The 24,396-nt window shown below is 38.3% G+C and carries 19 protein-coding genes and 1 CRISPR repeat array; of the genes, 13 read left to right on the top strand and 6 right to left on the bottom strand.

Annotated features, from left to right (window positions below; all coding sequences use genetic code 11):
- The first annotated feature begins 76 nt into the window (after window positions 1–76).
- Window positions 77–1,042, top strand: coding sequence for a calcium/sodium antiporter (locus F2A31_RS10565; RefSeq protein WP_150026344.1), 966 nt, complete (start codon window positions 77–79; stop codon window positions 1,040–1,042).
- A 60-nt stretch (window positions 1,043–1,102) separates the two neighbouring features.
- On the opposite strand, the gene F2A31_RS10560 is transcribed toward F2A31_RS10565, so the two are convergent.
- Window positions 1,103–1,489 (bottom strand): DUF3144 domain-containing protein, encoded by a 387-nt coding sequence (locus tag F2A31_RS10560; RefSeq protein ID WP_150026343.1) that lies wholly within the window; start codon window positions 1,487–1,489, stop codon window positions 1,103–1,105.
- Between the two features lie 103 nt (window positions 1,490–1,592).
- Between F2A31_RS10560 and F2A31_RS10555 the strand changes: the two genes are divergently transcribed.
- A complete protein-coding gene (locus F2A31_RS10555) occupies window positions 1,593–2,225 on the top strand; it encodes a hypothetical protein (protein ID WP_150026342.1) in 633 nt (210 codons plus the stop codon).
- A gap of 5 nt (window positions 2,226–2,230) precedes the next feature.
- Here the strand turns inward: F2A31_RS10555 and F2A31_RS10550 are convergent, their stop codons facing one another.
- On the bottom strand, window positions 2,231–3,676 hold the full coding sequence (locus tag F2A31_RS10550) for a CYTH and CHAD domain-containing protein (RefSeq protein ID WP_150026341.1): 1,446 nt from the start codon (window positions 3,674–3,676) through the stop codon (window positions 2,231–2,233).
- 192 nt (window positions 3,677–3,868) lie between these two features.
- Between F2A31_RS10550 and F2A31_RS10545 the strand changes: the two genes are divergently transcribed.
- The 11 genes from F2A31_RS10545 (at window position 3,869) to rapA (ending at window position 21,805) form a co-directional block, all read left to right on the top strand.
- Window positions 3,869–4,246 carry an Mpo1-like protein gene (locus F2A31_RS10545; RefSeq protein ID WP_407643278.1) on the top strand — a complete coding sequence of 126 codons (378 nt, stop codon included), beginning with the start codon at window positions 3,869–3,871 and terminating at the stop codon, window positions 4,244–4,246.
- A 122-nt stretch (window positions 4,247–4,368) separates the two neighbouring features.
- Complete coding sequence (gene cas1f, locus F2A31_RS10540) at window positions 4,369–5,331, top strand: type I-F CRISPR-associated endonuclease Cas1f (protein WP_150026339.1); 963 nt, start codon at window positions 4,369–4,371, stop codon at window positions 5,329–5,331.
- The gene (locus tag F2A31_RS10535) at window positions 5,331–8,288 is read left to right on the top strand and encodes a CRISPR-associated endonuclease Cas3'' (protein ID WP_150027774.1); all 2,958 of its coding nucleotides are present in this window, start codon (window positions 5,331–5,333) and stop codon (window positions 8,286–8,288) included. Before cas1f ends, F2A31_RS10535 begins: the two co-directional genes overlap by 1 nt.
- A 1-nt stretch (window position 8,289) precedes the next feature.
- Window positions 8,290–9,282 (top strand): type I-Fv CRISPR-associated protein Cas7fv, encoded by a 993-nt coding sequence (gene cas7fv, locus F2A31_RS10530; RefSeq protein ID WP_150026338.1) that lies wholly within the window; start codon window positions 8,290–8,292, stop codon window positions 9,280–9,282.
- Window positions 9,283–9,294: 12 nt separating this feature from the next.
- Window positions 9,295–10,290: a type I-Fv CRISPR-associated protein Cas5fv gene (gene cas5fv, locus F2A31_RS10525; protein WP_150026337.1), complete on the top strand. Its 996-nt coding sequence runs from the start codon at window positions 9,295–9,297 to the stop codon at window positions 10,288–10,290.
- Between the two features lie 9 nt (window positions 10,291–10,299).
- Window positions 10,300–10,911, top strand: coding sequence for a type I-F CRISPR-associated endoribonuclease Cas6/Csy4 (gene cas6f, locus F2A31_RS10520; RefSeq protein ID WP_150026336.1), 612 nt, complete (start codon window positions 10,300–10,302; stop codon window positions 10,909–10,911).
- A 132-nt stretch (window positions 10,912–11,043) separates the two neighbouring features.
- Window positions 11,044–15,151: direct repeats of the CRISPR family, unit length 28 nt; unit sequence GTTCATGGCGGCATACGCCATTTAGAAA.
- 91 nt (window positions 15,152–15,242) lie between these two features.
- Window positions 15,243–15,854: a thiamine phosphate synthase gene (gene thiE, locus F2A31_RS10515; protein ID WP_150026335.1), complete on the top strand. Its 612-nt coding sequence runs from the start codon at window positions 15,243–15,245 to the stop codon at window positions 15,852–15,854.
- Window positions 15,855–15,938: 84 nt separating this feature from the next.
- Entirely contained in the window at window positions 15,939–17,237 is a 1,299-nt protein-coding gene (gene hemL / locus F2A31_RS10510; RefSeq protein WP_004638366.1) for a glutamate-1-semialdehyde 2,1-aminomutase, read from the top strand.
- Window positions 17,238–17,586: 349 nt separating this feature from the next.
- Window positions 17,587–18,003 (top strand): GlcG/HbpS family heme-binding protein, encoded by a 417-nt coding sequence (locus tag F2A31_RS10505; protein WP_150026334.1) that lies wholly within the window; start codon window positions 17,587–17,589, stop codon window positions 18,001–18,003.
- 142 nt (window positions 18,004–18,145) lie between these two features.
- The gene (locus F2A31_RS10500) at window positions 18,146–18,790 is read left to right on the top strand and encodes an RluA family pseudouridine synthase (RefSeq protein ID WP_171490588.1); all 645 of its coding nucleotides are present in this window, start codon (window positions 18,146–18,148) and stop codon (window positions 18,788–18,790) included.
- Between the two features lie 186 nt (window positions 18,791–18,976).
- A complete protein-coding gene (gene rapA / locus F2A31_RS10495) occupies window positions 18,977–21,805 on the top strand; it encodes an RNA polymerase-associated protein RapA (RefSeq protein WP_150026332.1) in 2,829 nt (942 codons plus the stop codon).
- Window positions 21,806–22,056: 251 nt separating this feature from the next.
- Here rapA and F2A31_RS10490 read toward each other — a convergent pair whose 3' ends face one another.
- From F2A31_RS10490 to F2A31_RS10475, 4 genes are all read right to left on the bottom strand, one after another.
- Entirely contained in the window at window positions 22,057–22,518 is a 462-nt protein-coding gene (locus F2A31_RS10490; RefSeq protein WP_228715633.1) for a hypothetical protein, read from the bottom strand.
- 179 nt (window positions 22,519–22,697) lie between these two features.
- Window positions 22,698–23,168: a hypothetical protein gene (locus F2A31_RS10485; protein WP_228715632.1), complete on the bottom strand. Its 471-nt coding sequence runs from the start codon at window positions 23,166–23,168 to the stop codon at window positions 22,698–22,700.
- On the bottom strand, window positions 23,128–23,829 hold the full coding sequence (locus tag F2A31_RS10480; RefSeq protein WP_150026331.1) for a hypothetical protein: 702 nt from the start codon (window positions 23,827–23,829) through the stop codon (window positions 23,128–23,130). Before F2A31_RS10480 ends, F2A31_RS10485 begins: the two co-directional genes overlap by 41 nt.
- 2 nt (window positions 23,830–23,831) lie before the next feature.
- On the bottom strand, window positions 23,832–24,392 hold the full coding sequence (locus F2A31_RS10475; RefSeq protein ID WP_150026330.1) for a PAAR domain-containing protein: 561 nt from the start codon (window positions 24,390–24,392) through the stop codon (window positions 23,832–23,834).
- Between the last annotated feature and the right edge of the window lie 4 nt (window positions 24,393–24,396).

The raw sequence follows: 24,396 nt of genomic DNA, 5'->3' as shown, positions 1-24,396 counted from the left end.
CTTGCTAGTAAAACCGTAAGACATGATCGATCAATTTCGATGAAGCATTTTCATTGATCAGAAAAAGGGGAGTAGCATGGCTTTTGCTGTGATCGCGGTGATTGTTGGACTGATTTTATTGGTCTGGAGTGCCGATAAGTTTATTGATGGCGCTTCAGCCACTGCAGGTCACTTGGGTATGCCTCCCTTGCTGGTCGGGATGATTATTGTTGGGTTTGGTACATCTGCACCCGAAATTGTTGTCTCGATTATGGCTGCTATTGATGGAAACCCGGGGCTAGCATTGGGGAATGCTTATGGTTCAAATATCGCGAATATTGCTTTGATTCTTGGGGTAACCGCATTAATTCATCCAATTATGGTGCAATCGGCGGTTGTACGTAAAGAATTGCCAATATTATTGTTAGTCACCGCAATCTGTATCTTACAAATTTTTGATGAGATGCTCAGCCGAATTGATGCAGTGTTAATGCTTTTGATGCTGGTCTTATATATGGGCTGGTCGATTTGGCAAGGCATGCGAAGTCAAAGTGATGTATTGAGTCATGAGTTCAACACCGATCTACAAAGCAAACAAACATCATTAAAGACTTCGATTTTTCAGCTTTTATTTGGTTTGATTATCTTAGTGATTAGTTCACGCTTATTGGTTTGGGGGGCGGTAGAAATTGCACAAGCCTTTGGTGTGAGTGATTTGATTATAGGCTTAACCGTGGTTGCAATTGGTACTTCTTTACCAGAGTTGGCTTCTTCGATCGCAGCGGCACGCAAAGGTGAGTTAGATATTGCGATAGGTAATGTGATCGGCTCCAATATGTTTAACACGCTCGCTGTTGTCGGTTTAGCAGGGGTGATCCATCCTACAGTCGTGCCACAAGAAGTGTTACATCGTGACATGGTGGTAATGGGTGCACTGACTTTAAGCCTATTGATATTTACACTGAGCTTTAAAGGAAGAGGGCGAATCGGACGTGTTAAGGGCGGAGTGTGGTTATTTAGCTTCGTTGCTTATACCGCATATTTGGTGAATACCGCATTCTAATTAAAAAAGATAAAGGCATTGAGATACTCAATGCCTTTTATCGATTCGACCTACAAAGGATTATTTGTGGTCATGTTTATGTGTGTGGAAATCTTCGTTTTTGCGGAAACGTAAATAGTTATCAAACTGCTCACAATATTCGTCAAAGTTATCTTCTAACATCATTTGAAATTGTTGCAGTAAATAAGACATGACTTGCTCTTTTGCTTCTTGCATTTCATTGCCATCTTTAAAATTATTTGCTGCGACCCATGTGTTAAAACGGGCAGTGGCAAATAGCATTGCAGCACTTACTTGACCACGTAACTCTTCGGGTTTTGCTGGTTGTCCTTTTGGTGGACGGCAAAATTCATTGGCGAGTTTGATGAATTCATCTGCACGCTCAAAAAACACCGCATTTAAAGCTTCTTCTTCAGTTACATCAGTCGCATTAATTTTTTGAGACATGGTCTTTTCCAACAAAACTAGATTAGACATTATAGACAATGCCTTGCATAAACAAAACCGTTGTCTTACTCTAAAATAGCCTAAGTAAATTAGAATAATCAAAATGTCAGATGCAATCGAGATTCAAAGCCTAAAAACCGATATTGCTTTACTGCGTCAGCATATTCATCCACCTCAATATCTGCAGCATGTAGAAGGGCTGCCGATATATTACGGCTTAAAAGAGGAAGTGGATGAGTATTATCGTCAATGGCAACCTTTGATTGAAAGAGCACAGCAACTTTGTCAGCCATTTATGCAAGATGAGGTTGTTGATGCCATTCATTTACCGAGCCATCTGAATTTACCTCTATTTTTTTTCCATGTAGATCGGATTCGGATCAATAAAACTCGTGCAAAAGAGTCCAAAACTTTTCGAGGCGTGGCGGCATTAGTGGAAAAATGTGGGCAGTTTGATACCGATCAAATTTTTGCGATGCAAGCATGGTTAGAGAGCGATGATACAGCAGCATTGGTGGCACATCGTGAGTTTATTGATTTGCGTACTTATGTGTTTCAGCATGGGCAAAGTGAATACACGCGAACTCGTTTTTATATGAATGGTATGATTCTCAGTGTGGAGCCACATTTTAAATTGGTCGATGCGCGGGATAAGCCGCGCAAGCAGCGAAATGATAGCTATAGTGATCCAGTTGCTGATAATGGCACATGGAAGGTTTTTGGGAAATATCGGTAAATTGATCACCAAAAAATATCTTTAGCCGATAAATCTTGTAGTTTCTTTGCCGCCTTCTTAGCAACATGAGGTTGTTGCGCTTTGACCCAACCTAAAGCAAATAAAAACTGGGGTTGTTTCGCTGCATATTGTTCGAACAGATGCTCTGCAACAAACAGATCATTGTAGAAACCTAAATATTCCTGAATAGGTTGTAATTTATTCAGAAACTTTTGAACTTCTTTTTCTGGATAAAGCCCAGTAATAAAGTCGATGCAATAACGCAATTGTTTTACTCGTTTTCGTGTACGGTGTTGTTGCTCTACTGGAAGTTCTGAAAATACCGAGGTATCTTTCAAAATCTTTTGATAGAGTGAAGTTAAGCTTTTCGCAACTTGTTTCGATAACTTCGTTGTTGATTCATTTTCACTATAGATAAAGCTAAACAACGATAAAAATAGTTGAGTGGTTTTAACGTCGCTTAGATGCTTAGAAATATTGTTTTTAACTGAATTTGGAAATGTAAACTCAAAATCAGATACAGCCTTAATCAATGGAATGACGGATGTTTGAATCGCATCTTGATCTCTTGATTGACCCAATGCTTGAAAAATCTCTGTCAGGTCATTTTGCCAAGCTGGATCAAGTTGCTCTGTCCAATGAGAAAAATTTTTGAGTGCTGAACGTAAACGACGTATGCCAACACGTGCTTGGTGAATATGGTCGGCTTCGGCTACATCATCTGCAATTGCGGCAGCATTGGGTAGGATTTGATTTAAGCAATTTTCAATAATCAGTTTGATGGCTTGCTCAGCAGAAAAGTCTGATTGAAGTTGTAATGTTTTGGCTTTAGTCGCTGGTGAAACCTTTTTCCCCATTGCCAATAAATTACCTCGTTCAGCTTTACTGCGTACATCGAGCCATAATTGATATTTTTCGACTAAGTGATTCGAGAAAATAATTAAATCGCGGGCTGAACCTTGTTTTAACTCACATTCTACTTCACAGATTTTTGCAGAGTCCTTGGCGGTTCGAATTTCACCATCATCTAAACAGACTTCGATTTTTGAACCTTGAAATTCAAAGGTGTGAAAGGTGCGCTCCACATTAGTTTGAAATTGTAATTCTAATGGAGTGAGTGGATCCCCTAATAGGTCTTTTAAAATACTTTGTACGGCTGGATAATTTTCATAAAGAGATAAATCTAAAACGGGTTCTTGTTCACATTTACCCAGTTCAATGTCTTCTTCGATGCGTTGTAAATGGTTTTTGCTCGCAGCTTTAAAGGTCTGTACCCAATGCTCACCTTCTTGACGCAAACGGATTGCGACATAGTTTTTTGCTAAAGTTCGATCAGCAGTATCGTAGTATTTGGCTTGTAGACGAATTTTTTGAGCTTTCTGCTTATTTAATGCCAATAACACACTTTTTTTCTTAGATGCAGGGAGTTGAAATTTAAGTTCTATTTCCATGTGGAGATGACTCCTAACCATTTAAAATAAATAATTTATGAATGAGTATAACCTGAGTGCAAGTTGAGCAGCTATGCTATGAAAGAGATATATTTTTTAAAGAATGTTATTCAGTATAGCGTATTATTTTGCATGTCTTTATTTTGAGCAAAAAATACTTTAACGTGTGGGGTGTATTGAACGATTAGGATGATCCAAATGAATGCGCCAGCCAATATTAACAAGCCAGTGGAATTCACTTTACCGATAAAAGATTACAATGAGTTTTATCGCTTTTACTTAACTGAGCATCGCAGTATTGCCAGCCGCCGTTTGCATGTAGCAGGCAGTTCGATTGGTTTATATTTTTGGAGTAAAGCGATTCGCCAACGCAAAGCAAAGTATTTGGCATATGGATTATTGTCTGGTTATGCATGTGCATGGGTTGGACATTTTTTCTTTGAACACAATAAGCCTGCAAGTTTTAAGCAACCGCTTTATAGTTTTATCTCTGATTGGCGTATGTTGTCCGATGTGGTTCGTGGTCGCCTCAGTTTGATTGATCGTAAGTTTGATAAGATTGACTCCTAATTTTTGTCAATATTGTATAGAAATAGAATTAAAACGACATCACGCGTCGCTCAGCTGCTCAGGCAGCTTTTTTATTACCAAATGTTCAAGTAGTATAAGAAAAAACAAGAGAAATCATAAGAATGGAACAACTTAACCCATCTGATTTAAAAGCAATATTACATTCAAAGCGTGCCAATCTTTATTATCTTGAACATTGCCGTGTGATGCAAAAAGATGGGCGGGTTTTATATCTCACTGAAGCCAAAAATGAAAACCAATATTGGAATATTCCGATAGCCAATACCACGGTGATTTTACTTGGAACAGGCACGTCTATTACTCAAGCGGCGATGCGAATGTTGTGTAGTGCAGGTGTATTGGTGGGTTTTTGCGGGGGTGGCGGTACACCATTATTTGCAGGGAGTGAGGTGGAGTGGTTAACGCCACAGAGTGAATATCGTCCAACGGAATACATGCAAGGATGGATGAGTTTTTGGTTTGATGAAGCTAAACGCTTAGACGTGGCAAAACAATTTCAATTTGCTCGAATTGAATTTATCCGCAAAATTTGGGCAAAAGACAAAGACCTAAAAGACGAAGGCTTTTATTTAGATGATCAGGATATTCAACAAGCTTTAAATGGTTTTGAAAAGAAAATTTCAAATATGACTAAGGTTGGCGATTTATTGCTTGCAGAAGCGCAAATGACCAAACAACTTTATAAAGTGGCAGCAACGCGTTGCAAGCTTAGTTTTGAACGTAATCCTGAACAAGGTGATTTGGCGAATGACTTCTTAAACCATGGCAACTATTTGGCTTATGGACTTTCGGCAACCACACTTTGGGTGCTCGGTATCAATCATGGTTTTGCTGTGATGCATGGTAAGACTCGACGGGGTGCTTTGGTGTTTGATGTGGCTGATTTGGTTAAGGATGCAGTGGTTTTGCCGTGGGCATTTATTTGTGCTAAAGAGGGCATGACTGAGCAGGAGTTCCGTCAACAGCTCTTGCAGAAGTTTACAGAATATAAATGCTTAGACTGGATGTTTGAGCAAGTGAAGTTGCAGGCATGTAAAAGCTTTCCAGTAGTGGAGAGTGAATGATGATCGTCACTTTTATTTCCCAATGTGAAAAGAAAGCGATTCCTCGAACGCGTCGTGTGTTAGATGCATTTGCTGACCGTATAGGGGATAACACTTGGCAAACGGTGATTACTGAAGATGGTTTGTTAGCGGTTAAAAAACTATTGAGAAAAACAGTCACGAAGAATACCGCAGTGAGTTGCCATTGGATTCGTGGTCGGCGTAGAAGTGAACTTTTATGGATTGTGGGAAATCGTAATAAGTTTAATGAGCAGGGGATTGTGCCTGTGAATAGTACACAAAAAGAAGTATTTATGGATGTAATAACAATGAAAGCGAAGAAAGAAGAGTTTTATGCAAATACTCAATTACAACCGTTAGCAGAACATTCATTTGCCATTGGTTATTTAGCACAACAGCTGTTTAAAAAAGTTGTTGATAATGATGAACATAAAAATTTATCTAAAGTGGCATTTTTAGCAGGTTGCTTGCATGATCTTGGTAAGTTAGATCCTCATTTTCAGGATTGGGTTAAAAAAGCAAAACAACCTGATGATATGGAGGATGGACAGCATATCGAAAAAGGGAAATTTAGTTTTGATAAACATCCTCGTCATAATGAAATTTCATTATTAATATTTAATTTTTTAGAGATGCAATGTAAGGGGTTGAATAATCGTCAGAAGGAAAGTGTTCAGCATATTTTGTATTGGCATCATGCTAAACCCTATCGTCAAAATGATGATTTTACGGGTAGTTACAAAGCCTATGAATATTTGATTAAAAATATCAATGCCGAACAATTTTCATTTTTAGTTAAAAATAGTATTAATGTTATTAAACGTATAAATGCAATCGCTAAAAATTTTAATACGATTGATTATATTGAACAACATTTGCCTTGGAATGATGAAAACTTAACTACACTGATTGAAAATTTTGAATATAATTTTAAAAGTAGAAATTTTCCTGAATTTAAATCTTATACGAGTACAGATTCGACTGATGTATTGACTGGAAAAATTCAAATTAATGCGCAGCATAATTTATTGCGCGCTTGCATCATCAGTGCTGACCGTATTATATCAAAGCAAACAGCTCAAGATTTAATGGAATATATTGTAGAAAAAAGATTAGATGAACTGTTAGATGATCAAGAAATTTTATCCGATTTAGTAGAACATTTAAAAAATGTAGCACATAAGTTCCCAGATAGTGAAAGAACACAAAAGCAAAATCAAGTTGCACAGGAGCTTGCCGATTTACGGGACATCGCTGTGCTTGCAGGTCCTGCGGGGTGTGGTAAAACTAAAATTGCTTTGGAATGGGCAAGGCTTAAAGATGCTAAGAAAATTATTTGGGTTTGCCCACGCGTTCAAGTTTGCCAAGGAATATTTGAAGAATTAACACAGGATTATTTACCTGATGCAAAAGTTGAGATTTTGACAGGTGAGTTTAAATACTTTAATGAGAACGGAAAAATTAAAAACGAGCCAGAGCCTTTTTCAGGTGATGTGGTTGTCACTACAATTGACCAAATTTTAGGCTCAATTGTCACACATACCAATGTGAATAGTTTATTGCCTTTTATGGATGCACATGTGATATTCGATGAATATCACGAATATATTGGCATGGAGATTTTTAATATACTATTTGCAGAATTAATTGCCAATAAAAACATGCGTAGAAAGCATGAAAAAAATACTTTGTTGGTATCTGCAACGCCACATTATTATTATTTAGAAAATATTTTAAATGTGCATGAGGATGACGTACTTGAAATGTTATCTTTTAATCCGAGTGAATATAAAATTGATTTTATTGAATATGATGAATCAATATTTTTTGGGAATCCATTTTATAAAAATTACTTAGATCAAACATTCATTATTTCGAATACTGCGCAGACGGCACAACTTGGCTTTATTTATCAGAAAGATAATGAAAATAGTGTTTTATTCCACTCCAAATATAAGCGTAGTGATAAAAAGCGATGGTTTGATGAAGTCTTTGATTCGTTTAAAAAGAATGGTTCGCAAAAATATGATGTTTTAAGGAGTGGACCTATTGTTCAAGCATCATTAAATATTACGTGTAAATATATGTTAACTGAAATGACCTCACCTGAAAATATGTTACAGCGTATGGGGCGCTTAGATCGTTTTGGTGAAAATGAATTGGTTAATATTTTACAAGTTGCGATTACTGAAAATGTGAAAAAAGGAAGTTGTAAAGGTTCAATGGCTTATTTTTTAAATCAGTTAAATAGCTTGCAAACGACCAAAGCATGGTACGACTTTTTACAAGATCATTTAAATGGAAAAGTATTTAAAATTACCGAACTATATAAGTTTTATCGTGAGTTTTACAGCCAACAAGGACGATTGGGTGATAGGTCTGCTGTTATTCAAGATATGGATAAAGCATTAAAGAAAAGCATTGATCTAATCAATAAAAAAGTGACTGAACCCACCAAACTGATGAAATCTAAGACGACTGGAAGGAAGTCTAAGATTAGTAAAAACTCATTGCGAGGCGATAGTCGTTTTGTGCAATTGGCGGTTTTAAATTTGAATGATTTTAAACAACCAATATTCGAAAATAAATATGCTTATACGCCACCTTTGGATGATACAACTGAATATGACAATCTGACAGAATCTTTAAATATTATCAAAGATTTAGGGTTGATGAGCTTTATTGCACAAAAGCATGGCAATGTTGATTCGACACATCCTGTCAAAGGAATTCCTGAGAAAAAACAGCAAGCTCGTTGTGCAGTTTTGGAAAACTATGCACGAGATGCTGATTTTCCCTTGTATTTAAGTTATATCGAAGATGATCTTAATAAAGTGGGTGGAACAGGGGTTCGACATCCTGAAGCAATCTATTATGCAATAAGTGATAAACAGCCAATAGGCTCTATATCATTGGATAAATTAAAATTTTTAACAACAACACAAGAGGAAAAATAACATGGCTAAAGTAACTGGCGTAAAAAGCGTGGACTTTAAAATTACTGCATATGGTTATGGGGTAGTGAATTGGAATGGGAATGTTGCCATTCGTCATGAGGGAATGGCAAAAGATTCAACAAACCATAGTGTTCCTAAATTACGAGGATATACAAATTTAACAGGTGAAAAATCTGATAAAGGCTTCTTATATAAGAAAGATCCTAGAGAAGTCGATTTTGAAAAAAATCGATTATATATTAGTCAGAATTGTATTCGTCATCATCTCTTTAAAGATCAAACATATGATGTGAGTAATGCAAAAGATAAACCTATGGTTGATTTATTAGCATCAATTACGGGTCTTATTAGAGGGTATGTAATTCCTCAGGGTGATCAATTTAAAAGAACGAGCGCCTTATTGATTACTGATTTTGTGGATCAACTGAGAAACGGTAATTATGAACAGATGGGGCGTGCTGGTTCTAAAGAAAAAGAATTGAATAAAAAAGGTGAGGAATCAAGTAACAGTATATTTTCAAAAATTACTTTTGGAGATACTGAATATGAAGCTTATGGCTCTATTAGTATTGAGCATTTGCAATTCATTTCTCTTGATAAGAATTTTGATCGTGCTGCAATGATCGTTGATAATAAAGACAATACTGGTGATAAGATTGCTCAACGAATTCAAGATTTTATTAAAAGCTTAGATCCATCAAGAGAACCAAAAGCGATTTTTAATGAAAAATATGCACGTAAAGGATCGATATATAAGGAATATGAAGCTGGTGTTTTATTAGACAATACGGCAATAGATATTTTAGTAAATGAAATGTTAAAAATGCTTGAAGAACTAGTCATTAAACAAGCTAAAGGCTATATGTGTGTCGATACAGTAGAAGTGGATTATAACGATAGTCATAAAATGATGCGTATTAAACAACCTAAATTGCAAGGTCAGGTGAATTCCGAACCTCTAACAGACTATGCTATTTATTATGAAACAGTCTAATGAGGAGGAATTATGAAAATTATTATTGAATATGAATCCTCTTGGCGAAATTCTTTTTTGTCCGATGAAAAGGAGGATGGGGATTTAAAGCGTAATTTTATTGCTACCTCAAAACAGTTACCAAAAAATTTCAAAGAAGTTGGAATTACTCATAATACTGTTATGGGAATTTTGAATCGTCTGATAGGAGAACAAAAGAAATTATTTAAAGCTCGTCAGAGAACTGACTACTTTTTTAAAGAAATAGAAGATCAAGTTACTTTTTTTGATAAAGCTGAAGAAACTTCAGAGATTGTCTATTTAAGAAACGTAAGTAAAGATAGTGAAGATCCAAAAGCATTTACAGGTATTGTCAAGGCGGCGGATTTATCTTTTACATCTAATTATTCATTATCTTTATGGGGAATACTTTTCCTTGAGATTAATGAGGTCATCAGCTATGTATTGAATGATGAAAAAATTGATTTATCAAAGTTTGAGAAAAAAATTCATCCTATAGACATCAAAAATCGTTTATCTAGCTTTAGTGGAGCAATAAACAACGAGGGTGAAATTTTAAAACTGATTGAAAAGTTTGAAAAACATCTAATTGATTTTGAGATGAAAAATTTTGAAAATAAAGTAAATATATCTACTATATATGCTTTACTTATTTATTGGCAGTTAAATCAGTTGAGAAAAAAATATGACGTCAGTTCTGTTCTATCACCTCAAGGGAAATTAACAGGGATATCTTTATCAGGTATTTTCACAGAAAAAGATTTTATGGCTCGGTATTCGACGGGTGGTAAAAAGAAATCATGGGGCTCACCTTATGTGCTTCCCTCCAAGAAAGTTTCAGAACCCACTAAAATGCTTACAAAAGCTAATAATGGTCGGTTAGAAATTCATTTGAATATTTCTAGAGAGCAAGCCAAAGATTTAGAAGAAAAGATTGAAAATGCGGGCGTATCTTCTTTTTACTTAGGAAAAAAAGGTTTGGCTTATGTTACAGATATTCGAGTTTAGGGTAAATATATGAACTATTATATTGAAGTAACTATAATGGATAGCCCTGATTTTTCTCTATTTGAATTATGGTCAAAAGTTTATACCCAGCTTCATATTGCTTTTGCCGAACATAGTAATGAGCAGGGAAGAATATCCTTTGGCGTATCTTTCCCTCAATATCGTATGAATGAGCAAAAGAAAATTGGTTTTTTGGGTACAAAAATTCGTGTGTTTGCCAGCTCGGAAAATCAGCTACAACAGCTTAATTTAGGTAAATGGCTAGAACGATTAATCGACTATGTTCATATCATTCAACCGAGAGAAGTACCTCAAGCCAAGGTTACTGGTCATGCACACTATTATCGAGTCAATCCGAAGATGAGTGTTGAGGAGCGTATAGTTCATCAAGCGCAACGTCGAAATATTTCTTTGGATGAAGCTAAGCAACATTTTAAACAATATATTGAGCAACCTATCCTTGAGCCTTATGTGAGTTTAAAAAGTCTGAGTGCAAAACGAGAGCAAAATATAGATCGACCCTATCGTTTATATATTGGTAAATCTCTTGTTGATGAGGCAAAAGATGGAGAGTTTGGAACGTATGGGCTAAGTCGAATGGCAACAGTTCCAGAATTTTGACCCAATATTTTTTCTACTCTTTAACAGCTTAATAAAATCAATAAGTTACAATAAGTCATTTTTTGATTGGGTAAATTGCTAAAACCCATGATAAGTACTTGTTGTAACTTATATTTTTACTATAATTTTATAGTTCATGGCGGCACACGCCATTTAGAAAACTAGCTGATGCTACAGTTGAGCGCAAAGGAAGTTCATGGCGGCACACGCCATTTAGAAATGAAAGATGAATTTGTATGCTGGTGCGGTGATGTTCATGGCGGCACACGCCATTTAGAAATATGTCTACAGAATCAATTTTATTCTGTTCGTGTTCATGGCGGCACACGCCATTTAGAAAACAGATGATGGAACTTAAAAAGCGTATTGAGAGTTCATGGCGGCACACGCCATTTAGAAAGTGCGTGCTTGTTTGCTTAATAGCAATGGATCGTTCATGGCGGCACACGCCATTTAGAAATTAACTTTTTTTGATGTGCTATTTCTTGATGTGTTCATGGCGGCACACGCCATTTAGAAAAGTAAACAAGCCGACAAGAAATGCCAATACTGGTTCATGGCGGCACACGCCATTTAGAAAATAAATAAGTAAAACGTCTGTAATCGAAGTATGTTCATGGCGGCACACGCCATTTAGAAAAATCAACACGGCGAATCTTATGCCAATCATCGGTTCATGGCGGCACACGCCATTTAGAAAAAAATCATCAATAATTTGATATTGAACATTGAGTTCATGGCGGCACACGCCATTTAGAAATTCAAATCTTGATATATTTGTCGGATAAACATGTTCATGGCGGCACACGCCATTTAGAAATAGATAGGTTCCACCGCCTGAAACAGTCGATTGTTCATGGCGGCACACGCCATTTAGAAATTGTTTATCAGAAAGGAAGTTCTTCTTCATTTGTTCATGGCGGCACACGCCATTTAGAAAACCATGAGTTTCACATACAAGTTCATTCGTATGTTCATGGCGGCACACGCCATTTAGAAAACAAAACGAGATATCACAGTCGAGAACATCATGTTCATGGCGGCACACGCCATTTAGAAATTACCCTCTCGATAAAATTCTTGTGTAAATTCGTTCATGGCGGCACACGCCATTTAGAAACATTGCTTAGTGACTGAGTCCATCCCCATGTAGTTCATGGCGGCACACGCCATTTAGAAAATCTGGGTAAGCCTGTGGTGCTTGCCAAACATGTTCATGGCGGCACACGCCATTTAGAAATGACAACTTGTCATATGAAAGTACAAATACTGGTTCATGGCGGCACACGCCATTTAGAAAATTGGAATCAATAACTTAAATATACATTACTGGTTCATGGCGGCACACGCCATTTAGAAATGAAGTATCAGCGCCTAATTCCATGCTTGTGCGTTCATGGCGGCACACGCCATTTAGAAAAAATGAACACTATATGCAGTGCATGGGTGGATGTTCATGGCGGCACACGCCATTTAGAAAAATCATTTCTGATGATCCGTAATGGTGAAAATGTTCATGGCGGCACACGCCATTTAGAAAAAATGTCTTTTTACCAAATAATATCTGGCGTGGTTCATGGCGGCACACGCCATTTAGAAATTAATGGTTCTTTTCCCATCTTTAAACTGCACGTTCATGGCGGCACACGCCATTTAGAAATGTTCAGTCCAAACAACAGTCAATTCACGGCCGTTCATGGCGGCACACGCCATTTAGAAATGACGAAGAATACATCGGGTAGGCATACAGTCGTTCATGGCGGCATACGCCATTTAGAAATCATTATTTATTCATAAAATGTAAATCTGCTTGTTCATGGCGGCATACGCCATTTAGAAAATAACACAATAGAATTGTAGCGATCTTGCATAGTTCATGGCGGCATACGCCATTTAGAAAACACAGTGTCTCTCTAATATATACAACGTGCCGTTCATGGCGGCATACGCCATTTAGAAATCAACTCTACACTTGTGTAGTAATAGTGATACGTTCATGGCGGCATACGCCATTTAGAAAATAGCAATTATTAGGGATTGATAATTGCTCATGTTCATGGCGGCATACGCCATTTAGAAAATGTACTTCATATTGTCCCCACGCTATTAGCGGTTCATGGCGGCATACGCCATTTAGAAAATCTAGCCCAAGACAAGAAGAATTTTTAAAGTGTTCATGGCGGCATACGCCATTTAGAAATGATAATATTCTTTAACCCAACCTTTAACTAAGTTCATGGCGGCATACGCCATTTAGAAATTGCGAAGTGCAGCAGTGATCTTGTCCAGTGCGTTCATGGCGGCATACGCCATTTAGAAAATAAAAGGATAAAGTTGCTAAAACACGCTATAGTTCATGGCGGCATACGCCATTTAGAAATACATTTTTTATTTTAGGTAAAAATTTATTTAGTTCATGGCGGCATACGCCATTTAGAAAACAAAGTCTGGATGTCTGGTAGCAATAGAAGAGTTCATGGCGGCATACGCCATTTAGAAAAAAGTTTTGAACACATGTCAAGTAGAATTTACGTTCATGGCGGCATACGCCATTTAGAAAATAACACAATAGAATTGTAGCGATATCGCATAGTTCATGGCGGCATACGCCATTTAGAAAACATATTCAATCTCCTAATAAACAAAAATTAAGTTCATGGCGGCATACGCCATTTAGAAAGCGATTGCTGTAGCCACTGAATCCGCAATATTGTTCATGGCGGCATACGCCATTTAGAAAAATGGTCGGGACGTATTTAGCGGATAGCTCCAGTTCATGGCGGCATACGCCATTTAGAAAATGCCGACGCCCCCCGAACAGCTTTCGCACTTGTTCATGGCGGCATACGCCATTTAGAAATAGGGGGTGCCAAGCCACGCTAGCGGCTTCGAGTTCATGGCGGCATACGCCATTTAGAAATCGTAGTCCACGCTCTCAACGATCCGCTTTAGGTTCATGGCGGCATACGCCATTTAGAAAAATCCGATTTAAATTCATCAAAGTAAAGTTGTGTTCATGGCGGCATACGCCATTTAGAAATTCTGTTGTCTAAGAGCAAGCCCATCTTTCCAGTTCATGGCGGCATACGCCATTTAGAAATGAATTAATCACTTGTTTAGCAAAGAACAATGGTTCATGGCGGCATACGCCATTTAGAAAACTTAAATGTTTCAGATGCAAACACCTCTATGGTTCATGGCGGCATACGCCATTTAGAAAGATAGAGCCACCATTTGATCTTGAAATTAAGTGTTCATGGCGGCATACGCCATTTAGAAATCTTTCATGGGTAGGGTGGGGTATTTTTACAAGTTCATGGCGGCATACGCCATTTAGAAAATAACATAATGAACAATATAACCTAACGAAGTGTTCATGGCGGCATACGCCATTTAGAAAGTATGTGTTCCAATCACCAAAATCATGATTGAGTTCATGGCGGCATACGCCATTTAGAAAAATTCACAACTTCAGGATGGACGTGGTACAAAGTTCATGGCGGCATACGCCATTTAGAAACTTGACCGTTTTCCTTTACGTTGCTCAGAGTCGTTCATGGCGGCATACGCCATTTAGAAACGAACAAACATTATTATAAGCTGTTCCTAGTGGTTCATGGCGGCATACGCCATTTAGAAATATACCATCATTCGGATACTTTGCAGACATTGGTTCATGGCGGCATACGCCATTTAGAAAACTTCCACCCTTTACGTTCATTGTTGATATAAGTTCATGGCGGCATACGCCATTTAGAAATCAATAGTACGAAGCATTGAATAAAGCAGCGTGTTCATGGCGGCATACGCCATTTAGAAAATTACCAACAATTTCGATTGAGCAGTTTCTTAGTTCATGGCGGCATACGCCATTTAGAAATGAAAATGGTGCCAATAAAGGTAAACCACAGCGTTCATGGCGGCATACGCCATTTAGAAATGTATGTGGCTGAAAATATTCAGCACCTTTTGGTTCATGGCGGCATACGCCATTTAGAAACGCAGATCGAGCGCGTCTTTTGCCCCGAGTGTGTTCATGGCGGCATACGCCATTTAGAAAAACAATGGTGCATGACCTCACCCGATCGAGTGGTTCATGGCGGCATACGCCATTTAGAAACCTCGATGGGCGTAACCTTGTGCGAGTGTCTAGTTCATGGCGGCATACGCCATTTAGAAAATTAATGCAGCATCTTCCTGTTCAAATGTTGTGTTCATGGCGGCACACGCCATTTAAATAGTGTAAATGGTTATTCCTAATGCATTCAGGCACTTTAATTTTTAAATAAGAAAATATACCCTGAACCTAATATATTTTTAGTGAATTTTTCATGCGCGGTCTTTATCTCATCACCAATGATGATCCCATCCAATTATTACTTGAAAAATTAGACGTTGCTTTAGCGACGGGAAAGGTTGCGATTTTGCAATATCGCCGTAAGAAAGCGACAAAAGCAGATCAACCGATGGAAGTTGAACAGATCAAAACATTGTGTGAAAAGTACCAAGTACCATTTGTGATCAATGATGATTTGGCTTTAGCTGAAAAATTTGGTTTAGGTGTTCATTTGGGGCAGTCTGATGGAGAAATAAGCGATGCGGCTGCACGGTTACCGCAAGGTGTGATTATTGGACGTACATGCTTAAACTCATTAGAGCTGGCTGAAAAAGCAATTGCTGATGGAGTAACTTATGTGGCTTTTGGTGCTGTCTATGCTACCTCAACCAAACCAGAAGCAGGTAATGTGGGGATTGAGGTAATCAAGCAAGCTAAACAAAAGTTTACTGTACCCATTTGTGCGATTGGTGGTTTGACCGTAGAAAATTCTCAAGTGGTGATTGAGGCTGGGGCAAGCCTTTGTGCCGTAATTAGTGATATATTAGGACGATCAACAGCCGAAATTCCTGCTCGTGTAAATGCATGGGCAACGTTATTTGACTAAATTAGATGTAATCCGCTTTGCGGAACTTTCATCGTTTCTCGGAACGACAACGTTCCTCGTCCTCGATTCTAGGTTGAGTCTTTTATGAGTTTATCTCCAAAGCAAGAACAGTTATTTAAACAAGCAAATAAACATATTCCGGGTGGTGTCAATTCGCCTGTACGTGCATTTAACGGTGTTGGCGGTACGCCTGTCTTTATCGAAAAGGCAAAAGGGGCGTACTTGTGGGATGTTGATGGTAAGCGTTATGTAGACTACGTTGGTTCATGGGGACCGATGATTTTGGGTCATGCACATCCAGATATTATCCAAGCAGTACAAACAGCAGCGGAAGATGGTTTAAGTTTTGGTGCACCAACGGTACACGAAACCACTTTGGCAGACACGATTTGCGAAATTATGCCTTCAATTGAGTTGGTTCGTATGACCAGTTCAGGGACAGAAGCGACGATGACTGCGATACGCTTAGCACGTGGTTATACAGGTCGTGACAAAATTGTGAAGTTTGAAGGCTGTTACCATGGTCATTCAGATTCGTTATTGGTGAAGGCGGGTTCTGGTTTATTGACTTTAGGAGAAGGTGAGCCAACGTCAAAAGGTGTACCTGCTGATTTTGCTAAACATACATTAACGTTGCCGTATAACAATATTGAAGCGTTGAAAGAATGCTTTAGCAAATTTGGTCATGAGATCGCGGGTGTGATTATTGAACCTGTTGCAGGCAATATGAATCTGGTAACGCCAATTGATGGTTTCTTACAAGCAATTCGTGATGTTTGTGATGAATACAAATCAGTATTTATCATTGATGAAGTGATGACAGGTTTCCGTGTTGCTTTAGGTGGTGCGCAATCGGTTTATAACGTAAAACCAGATTTGACCACGTTGGGTAAAATTATTGGTGCAGGCTTACCAGTCGGTGCTTTCGGCGGTAAACGTGAAATCATGGAATGCATCGCACCTTTAGGTGGAGTATACCAAGCAGGAACATTGTCGGGCAATCCATTGGCAATGCGAGCAGGTATCGCAATGTTCAAGCATCTGCGTGAACCGGGTTTTTATGACAAGTTAGCGGCACAATTAGCAAAGTTACTTGCGGGTTTACAAGCAGCGGCAGATGAAGCGGGGATTCCATTTAAGACCCAGCAAGTCGGCGGTATGTTTGGTTTATATTTCACCGATCAAGAGGACATTACCAGCTTTGATTCAATGTTGGCTTGTGATGTTGAAGCATTTAAGAAATTCTTCCATGGTATGTTAAAGCGTGGTGTTTATCTTGCACCATCTGCATTTGAAGCAGGATTTATTTCATCGATGCATTCAGATCAGGATATTGCCGATACGATTCAGGCAGCAAAAGAAACCTTTGCTGAAATGAAATAACGCTGTGATGCCTACATAAGCCCGATTCGTTCGGGCTTTTTTTAATGGAATAGATTTAGATTGATCAGAATAAAATAGCCCTTAATTGATTTAAAATAATTAATGCTCTGAATTATATTTTTGATTTAACAATAATTTGTATAACAAGTTTCAACTTCAAAAAGCAAAAAATAAATAATCTTTACTGTACCACAATGTAAAATAATGCTTGAATAGTAAACTATATTTGCGCTGATCTTTAGCTTCCCAAAAGCCTTAACATTTTGGCTTGCGCAAGCTATAGATGGCGCTTCTATGGATCATATTTTAAATAAGCTTTTGATAAAAAACTCATAGGAATGGAGTAACAATGAAAACCAAACATTATTTAACGGCGGTGGATGTGGACATTTTGGTTGATGCAGCATTGGACTATGCGACAGCACATAGTTTTAATGTCAGTATTGCCGTGGTCGATGACAGTGGAACCTTATTAATGATGAAGCGTATGGATGGCGCACCAGTATTATCAACACAAATTTGCCAAGAAAAAGCCCATTCTGCCGCAGTCAGTCGCAGAGCGACCAAGGCATCCGAAGATATGATCCGTGATGGTAAAATCGGCTTTTTAACAATAAATGCAGCCAACGGCATGTTAGAGGGCGGTGAGCCGATTGTCTATCAAGGGCAGGTTGTGGGAGCTGTTGGTGTTTCAGGGGTACAATCTTTTCAAGATGCAGAAATTGCCCAGCATGCGATTCAACAATTTCTAGAGCAACAGACCTAAATCATCATTTAAATTTGAATCTGGATGAAAAATAGAGAGAAACACGAAAAAAATCAGTAAAAATACGTGTCATGCATTGTAATTCAGCGCCAAGCTTTTTATGATTGCCGGCTTGTTTTCATCCAGTCGTTGGAAGGCTACCTTGAGTGATTTTCTAAGTGAACATTTGATTCATCGTGATGAAGATTTTATGGTCATCCATAAACCTGCTGGGCTTCTGACAGTACCAGGGAAAACACCAGATTTACAAGATTGTCTGATCAATCGATTATTAAAATTAGAACCCAAAACTTTACTCATCCATCGTTTAGATCGTGATACCTCCGGTATTTTGGTTTTTGGATTATCTAAATTTGGGCAAAGTACTATTTCGCGTCAATTCCAAGATCGCCAAACTTCAAAAATCTATCAAGCTTTGGTTGCGGGTCATTTAGAAGGACAGGGTACAGTTGATATTCCTGTGATTTATGATCCAAGCCGTCCTCCATTACATATCGTTGATGCAACTCATCACAAACCGGCTTTAACAGAGTGGCAAGTGCTTGAGCATTTAGAGATTCAAGGGCAAGTAGTTACACGGGTCAAGTTGATCCCAATTACAGGGCGTTCACATCAGCTTCGGGTACACATGCAATATTTAGGTCATCCGATTCTTGGTGATACCTTGTATGCCACACCAGAACAGCAACAGCTTTATGACCGTTTGTGTTTACATGCGACGCAACTGAGCTTTGCTCACCCGAAAACTGGCACACAGCTGAGTTTTGATTGTCCAGTGCCGTTTTAACCGTATTTTTTTAATCTAAAGAGACGTAAAGTACGCTATTTCAGTCAGCTTTATGTCAAAATATTAGGGTTATTTACGTGGATCATTTCCCGTGAAAACCAAATTTAAAACTACATAAAGTAGCTTAAACTTTCATCAGTTTAAGGCATACAATATGTGGGCTAACATGAGAAAAGGTGGAATAAATTGCAGCCGTTTGCTATTGGTCAACGTTGGTTATCAGATACAGAAACTGAACTTGGTTTAGGTGTTCTTATTGATGTAGATGAACGTTCTATCAGTATTTTATTCCCCAAAAGTGATGAAACTCGTGTCTACGCTCGTAATAATGCACCTCTATCTCGCATCATCTTTAATGTAAATGATGAAGTACAAGATCAAGAGGGCAATAAGTGGATTGTTGAATCCATTGAAGATCGTCATGGTGTGCTACGTTACAATGTCATTCGTAACTTAGAAAATGGTGAACAAGAACGTAAAGCACTGAACGAAACGCGTATCGGTGCTCAAATCCAGTTGTCAAAGCCTTTAGAACGTCTATTGGCGAGTCAAGTCGATTATAAAGAGTGGTATGACCTTCGTATTGAAGCGATGCTGTTGCAAGCGCAAATGCAGACAAGTCCACTGCGTGGTTTTCTAGGTGCACGTGTCGGTCTGATTCCCCATCAACTTTATATCGCGCATGAAGTGGGCAAGCGCTTTGCACCACGTGTTTTATTGGCTGATGAAGTTGGTTTGGGTAAAACCATTGAAGCTGGTTTGATTATCCATCAGCAACTCAAGACAGGACGTTCAGAACGTATCCTGATTTTGGTGCCTGATTCACTACAATATCAGTGGATGATTGAAATGCGTCGTCGTTTCAATTTGCAATTCTCGCTTTTCGATTTAACCCGTACTGCTTCGATCAAAGAACACGATCCTGACCTCAATCCACTCTTAACCGAACAATGCATTATTGCCAGTGTTGACCTGATGGTTGACCATGAGGATTTGCGTGAGCAAGCACTTGAAGCTGGATTTGATTTGCTGGTGGTGGATGAAGCGCATCACTTAATGTGGAGTGAAGAAGATGGCGGTAATGATCGTTATGATCTTGTAGAAGAATTGGCAGAGCAAACGGCTGGTGTTTTATTACTTACAGCAACGCCTGAACAATTAGGTGTAGAAAGCCATTTTGCACGTTTACGTTTACTTGATCCGCAACGTTTTAGCAGTTTAGATCGCTTCCTTGATGAAGAGGAACAATATCAACAAACAGCAAAAGTTGCTGAAGTGTTGATGTCTGATGATGCATTGACAGAAGAGCATTTGGCAGCACTAGAAGGCTTATTGGGTCATCGGATTGATGATCAGCCTGAGCAGCGCATGCGAGCGATTCATGAACTCTTAGACCGTCATGGTACAGGTCGTATTTTATTCCGTAATACGCGTGAAGCGATACAGGGATTCCCAGGCCGTGATTGCCAGCCAGCACCATTAACAGCACCAGAAGATTGGTCTATGGATGGCAAAATGCGTGAGCAGATGTGGCCAGAAGAAGGACAACTGGATGGGTCTTGGATGGAGACTGATCCGCGTGTACCTTGGTTGATGGAAACTTTACGCAAAGATTTAAAACATAAAAAAGTATTATTGATTGCACGTAGTGGCCCAGTAGTTGAAGCCTTGGAAAATGCATTACGCTTACATGCTGGCATTCGCACAGCGATGTTCCATGAAGGCATGAGTTTATTAGAGCGTGACCAAGCTGCTGCATACTTTGCAGAAGACAGTTATGGTGCTCAAATCCTGTTGTGTTCTGAGATTGGTTCAGAAGGGCGTAATTTCCAGTTTGCCAGCGATCTCATCCTATTTGATTTACCGGCAAACCCTGATGTACTTGAGCAACGTATTGGTCGTTTAGATCGTATCGGTCAAGAAAACCGTATTCAAATCCACGTGCCTTATTTAATGGGGACAGCGCAAGAGCGTATGTTCCGTTGGTACAACGAAGCACTCAATATTTTCAGTAATATTTCTCCAACGGCGCAGACACTACAAGAGAACTTCATTGTTGAATTGAAAGATTGTTTGCTTGCGGATCAAGGTCAGACCTTTGAGGATTTACTTGAAGAAGTCAATGTACAACGTCAGGCTTTAGAGGCGGAGTTACAGGCAGGTCGTGACCGTTTACTTGAATACAATTCTTGTCGTCCAGTGGTTGCACAAGGCATTGTACAAGCGCTTGAAGATTATGATGACAACACCACTTTACCGATGTTTGTTAAACGTTTTATGTCATCAACCAACATTGATTTTGATGAGCAAAGTAACGGTACCGTGATCATCAAGCCAACTGATCAAATGCAAGTTCAAGGTTTAACCTTGGATGAAGAGGGTATGACAGCAACTTTCTATCGTGATCAGGCACAAATCCGTGAAGACGCGCAATACTTAACGTTGGAACACCCATTTATTGAAAGTGTGATGGAAATGATCCGTACACAATCTTTTGGTAGTACCAATGTTGCGTTGTTAAAATCTAATGCATTAAAGCAAGGTTCAGTGTTACTCGAAGTTTGGTTTAAAGTTGACGTGGTTGCGCCGAAAGCATTGAACTTACCATCTAGCTTGCCGAAGCAGTTGATTCGTGTATTACTGAGTGAAAATGGTCAGGACCTGTCTGCCAAGATTGATCCAAGCATTTTACGTCCTTACTTACACCACTTAGATGGTAATAGTTGTCGTCAAGTGGTTAAAGCGCGTCGCGAAGTGATTGAAACACGTTATGCACAAGCGTTGGATATTGCTAAATCGTCGTTGCCTGAGTTAATGCAACAGGCTAAAGAGCACTACAGTAGCAAATGGCAGTATGAGATTGATCGTTTAACTTATCTCAAGCAATTTAACCCAAGTATCCGCCAAGATGAAATTGAGCGTTTGCAAAAATTCCAACAAGAAGGCTTAGGCTTACTTGATGGTTTATCTGTAACTCCTGAGGCGATTCAGGTGTTGGTTGTCGTTAAACCTTAATTGAGATAGAAATAAAAAAGAGGACTATAGGTCCTCTTTTTTTATAGTTTGTTTTGACTCTACGACCCAATGGTAAGCACGAGGGAATGGCAAAAAAGATGAAATCAAATCTACTCATATACAGCGACTCAGTGCTGTCTAGTGATAAAAGTTTTATTTGACTCTATGAATGGTTTTGGGTAAAACTCAACTTTTGAATATTTGTGCAACAAAGTTTGTTGTTTAACTTAATCTCTGCGCAAAATTACAATTTATGATCTGCAATCATTTTTCATTCTTTTATCGCCTAAAGTTTCATCCAACATTCGTATAAAGATCTTTTGCTTTGCTTCAACCCAGTTATATGTTTCAGAATAATCAAGATTGGCAGGTATATCTTTTTTATGCGTTAATAAAAATTTATTTACCCAGCAAAACTGATTGGCATTACCTGTCGTGAAGGTATCTTCTAACAAGTACGCTCCTTTACTTTCTTTTTCGTATCTTGCTAATACAGCCATTTTAGCGATTGTCGAAAAGAGTAATTCTACCGTAATTGCATCAAGTTCTTTACTTGATGCTTTACGATATACATCAGAGTCAATTAAAAGCATTCCTGCTGCGCCATTACCTCCATCCTTAAAAGATTCACTAATATTTGGAGTATTTGCACATCCAGTCAATAAAGAAAAAGAGACAAAAAAACTAGCGGCGAAACTTTTCTTTAAACTCATTTGCCTGAACATTTTTAGGATCACTTGTGTAAATTCCTTGATCGAGTGAAATTTATAACATTCCAGCATTAAAGTCATTTTTAAATATGCGTTTGAACATGTCTTTATTAATATAGTTTAGCCACTATACAAATGTAATAAAAACTCCCCTCTGTATGAACTGACCCCAATAAGTTGTTTCAGTTTCTACAATCATTTTCCATTCTTTTATCACCCAAATAAGCGGTTAATTCTTTTTTATAGATGGTTTGCTTTTGATCTATCCAATTATATGTACTTGAAGTATCAATTGTAGGTGGGAACTCATTTTTATGTTTAAGCATAAAATTGTTAATCAAACAAAGTTGATTCAACTTCCCTGGTAGTAGACCATCTTCAATTCTGTAAGATCCTCCGATTTGCTCCTCAAAAACTCGTATAGTATCTAATTTGACTCTAGTTGACTTTAATAGTTCCCAAGTAACCGCATCTAGTTCTCTATTGGTAGCTTTAAGATAAACATTCGAATCGCTCAATAGCATACCTATTGCCCCTGAGTTTCCATGAATCAAAGCATCTTTATTTGTCATTGTGCTGGAACATGCAGATAATGCACTGATACTTAAAATACTAACGGCTAAATTTTTTATCAAACTCTGCGTATCGAACATTTTCTGGATCACCTCTATAAATACCCTGATTACGTAAAATCTGCACCATTCCAGGGTGAAAATCTTGTTTAAAAACCCGTTTGAACATTAGCCTATTAATATGCAATGGACCACCATTTAAGGTAAGATTTTCCAAATCTCTTGTAGCTTCAACAACATTTAATCTACTAACCGTTTTTTGTAAATCTTTTATTGCCTTGACGGCTCCTTTACCCTGTGCAAATGGTCCTACATTTCTCAATTCACGCAAATCATTAACAGCAAATGTACTTAAAAATCTTACTTTGAAAGCGGTTTGTTGAAATTCGCCCACAATTTTTGGAATCTCTTTTAATGAGTGTTTGAGTACATAATTATGAAATTTAATGTACATTTGGGTGTGGAATGCTGTGTCGTGTATGTATCCGTCAGGGAATGTATTAACGTCATATTCCATGCCAAACCTTACAGCCATTAATAATTCAATGCTGTTCTTTATATTAACCCATTCTTCTATACCGATCATGAAGTTGTAAGGTTGGGCTACGTAGTAATTGCGCGCTTTAATGTATTGATTGCACAATGGTTCTGTGATGACACATACTTTCTGTTCTTGAGGTGGAAACTCAAGTGAGTCAGGGTGAGTCCATCTATTATAAGAATTTCGTAAATTTTCTGACATTGTTAGCCCCACTCACTCATCGGCTTTGATAAATCGAAAGTCACTAGATCAACTTCTTTTGCTTCTTTGCCAGATTCAACAAGCTCTGTTTGCCCAGATTCATCAGTAAACCCTTCAATTACTTCACCGTTTGGGGCTGTGATTTTAAAGTAGTGTTCAATTAAAGGTTGTCCTGTTTTATCGTTGATGAACTTAAACTTAATGCCATGATCATCAGTGGGGACAAAATTGTCTTGTTTAAACTGCGTAGATGTTGGTGCAAATGTGCTTGAAGCAGCTTTAGATGAAGAAGAAGATCCATTATCTTGAACTACTAGATTTTGTTGTGGTAATAACTTGCACCCACAAGATAAAGAGTCATTCACTCGAGCAGCTGCTTTTCCAAACACTTGCATGTACGGATCACCTGAAATGATCGTTGAAACGGTCTGATGTTTAGGACAAGTTGCTTTATCACCAACACACGCGATTGCTTTACCTTCGATCAAAAAACTACTATTTCCTGAAATAACTTTACCGCCACCCGTTGTAGGACAACCAATTACAATATATGGTTTTGCCAAAATT

Source organism: Acinetobacter suaedae, from assembly GCF_008630915.1.
Taxonomy (GTDB): domain Bacteria; phylum Pseudomonadota; class Gammaproteobacteria; order Pseudomonadales; family Moraxellaceae; genus Acinetobacter; species Acinetobacter suaedae.
Note: the sequence above shows the minus strand (reverse complement) of the source record. Positions and strands in the feature narration are given on the sequence as shown.

Excerpts from the sequence above, each read along its gene's own strand:
- F2A31_RS10565 (WP_150026344.1), top strand. The coding sequence starts at position 77 with ATGGCTTTTGCTGTGATCGCGGTGATTGTTGGACTGATTTTATTGGTC.
- F2A31_RS10560 (WP_150026343.1), bottom strand. The coding sequence starts at position 1,489 with ATGTCTCAAAAAATTAATGCGACTGATGTAACTGAAGAAGAAGCTTTA.
- F2A31_RS10555 (WP_150026342.1), top strand. The coding sequence starts at position 1,593 with ATGTCAGATGCAATCGAGATTCAAAGCCTAAAAACCGATATTGCTTTA.
- F2A31_RS10550 (WP_150026341.1), bottom strand. The coding sequence starts at position 3,676 with ATGGAAATAGAACTTAAATTTCAACTCCCTGCATCTAAGAAAAAAAGT.
- cas1f (WP_150026339.1), top strand. The coding sequence starts at position 4,369 with ATGGAACAACTTAACCCATCTGATTTAAAAGCAATATTACATTCAAAG.
- F2A31_RS10535 (WP_150027774.1), top strand. The coding sequence starts at position 5,331 with ATGATCGTCACTTTTATTTCCCAATGTGAAAAGAAAGCGATTCCTCGA.
- cas7fv (WP_150026338.1), top strand. The coding sequence starts at position 8,290 with ATGGCTAAAGTAACTGGCGTAAAAAGCGTGGACTTTAAAATTACTGCA.
- cas5fv (WP_150026337.1), top strand. The coding sequence starts at position 9,295 with ATGAAAATTATTATTGAATATGAATCCTCTTGGCGAAATTCTTTTTTG.
- cas6f (WP_150026336.1), top strand. The coding sequence starts at position 10,300 with ATGAACTATTATATTGAAGTAACTATAATGGATAGCCCTGATTTTTCT.
- thiE (WP_150026335.1), top strand. The coding sequence starts at position 15,243 with ATGCGCGGTCTTTATCTCATCACCAATGATGATCCCATCCAATTATTA.
- hemL (WP_004638366.1), top strand. The coding sequence starts at position 15,939 with ATGAGTTTATCTCCAAAGCAAGAACAGTTATTTAAACAAGCAAATAAA.
- F2A31_RS10505 (WP_150026334.1), top strand. The coding sequence starts at position 17,587 with ATGAAAACCAAACATTATTTAACGGCGGTGGATGTGGACATTTTGGTT.
- F2A31_RS10490 (WP_228715633.1), bottom strand. The coding sequence starts at position 22,518 with ATGAGTTTAAAGAAAAGTTTCGCCGCTAGTTTTTTTGTCTCTTTTTCT.
- F2A31_RS10485 (WP_228715632.1), bottom strand. The coding sequence starts at position 23,168 with ATGTTCGATACGCAGAGTTTGATAAAAAATTTAGCCGTTAGTATTTTA.
- F2A31_RS10480 (WP_150026331.1), bottom strand. The coding sequence starts at position 23,829 with ATGTCAGAAAATTTACGAAATTCTTATAATAGATGGACTCACCCTGAC.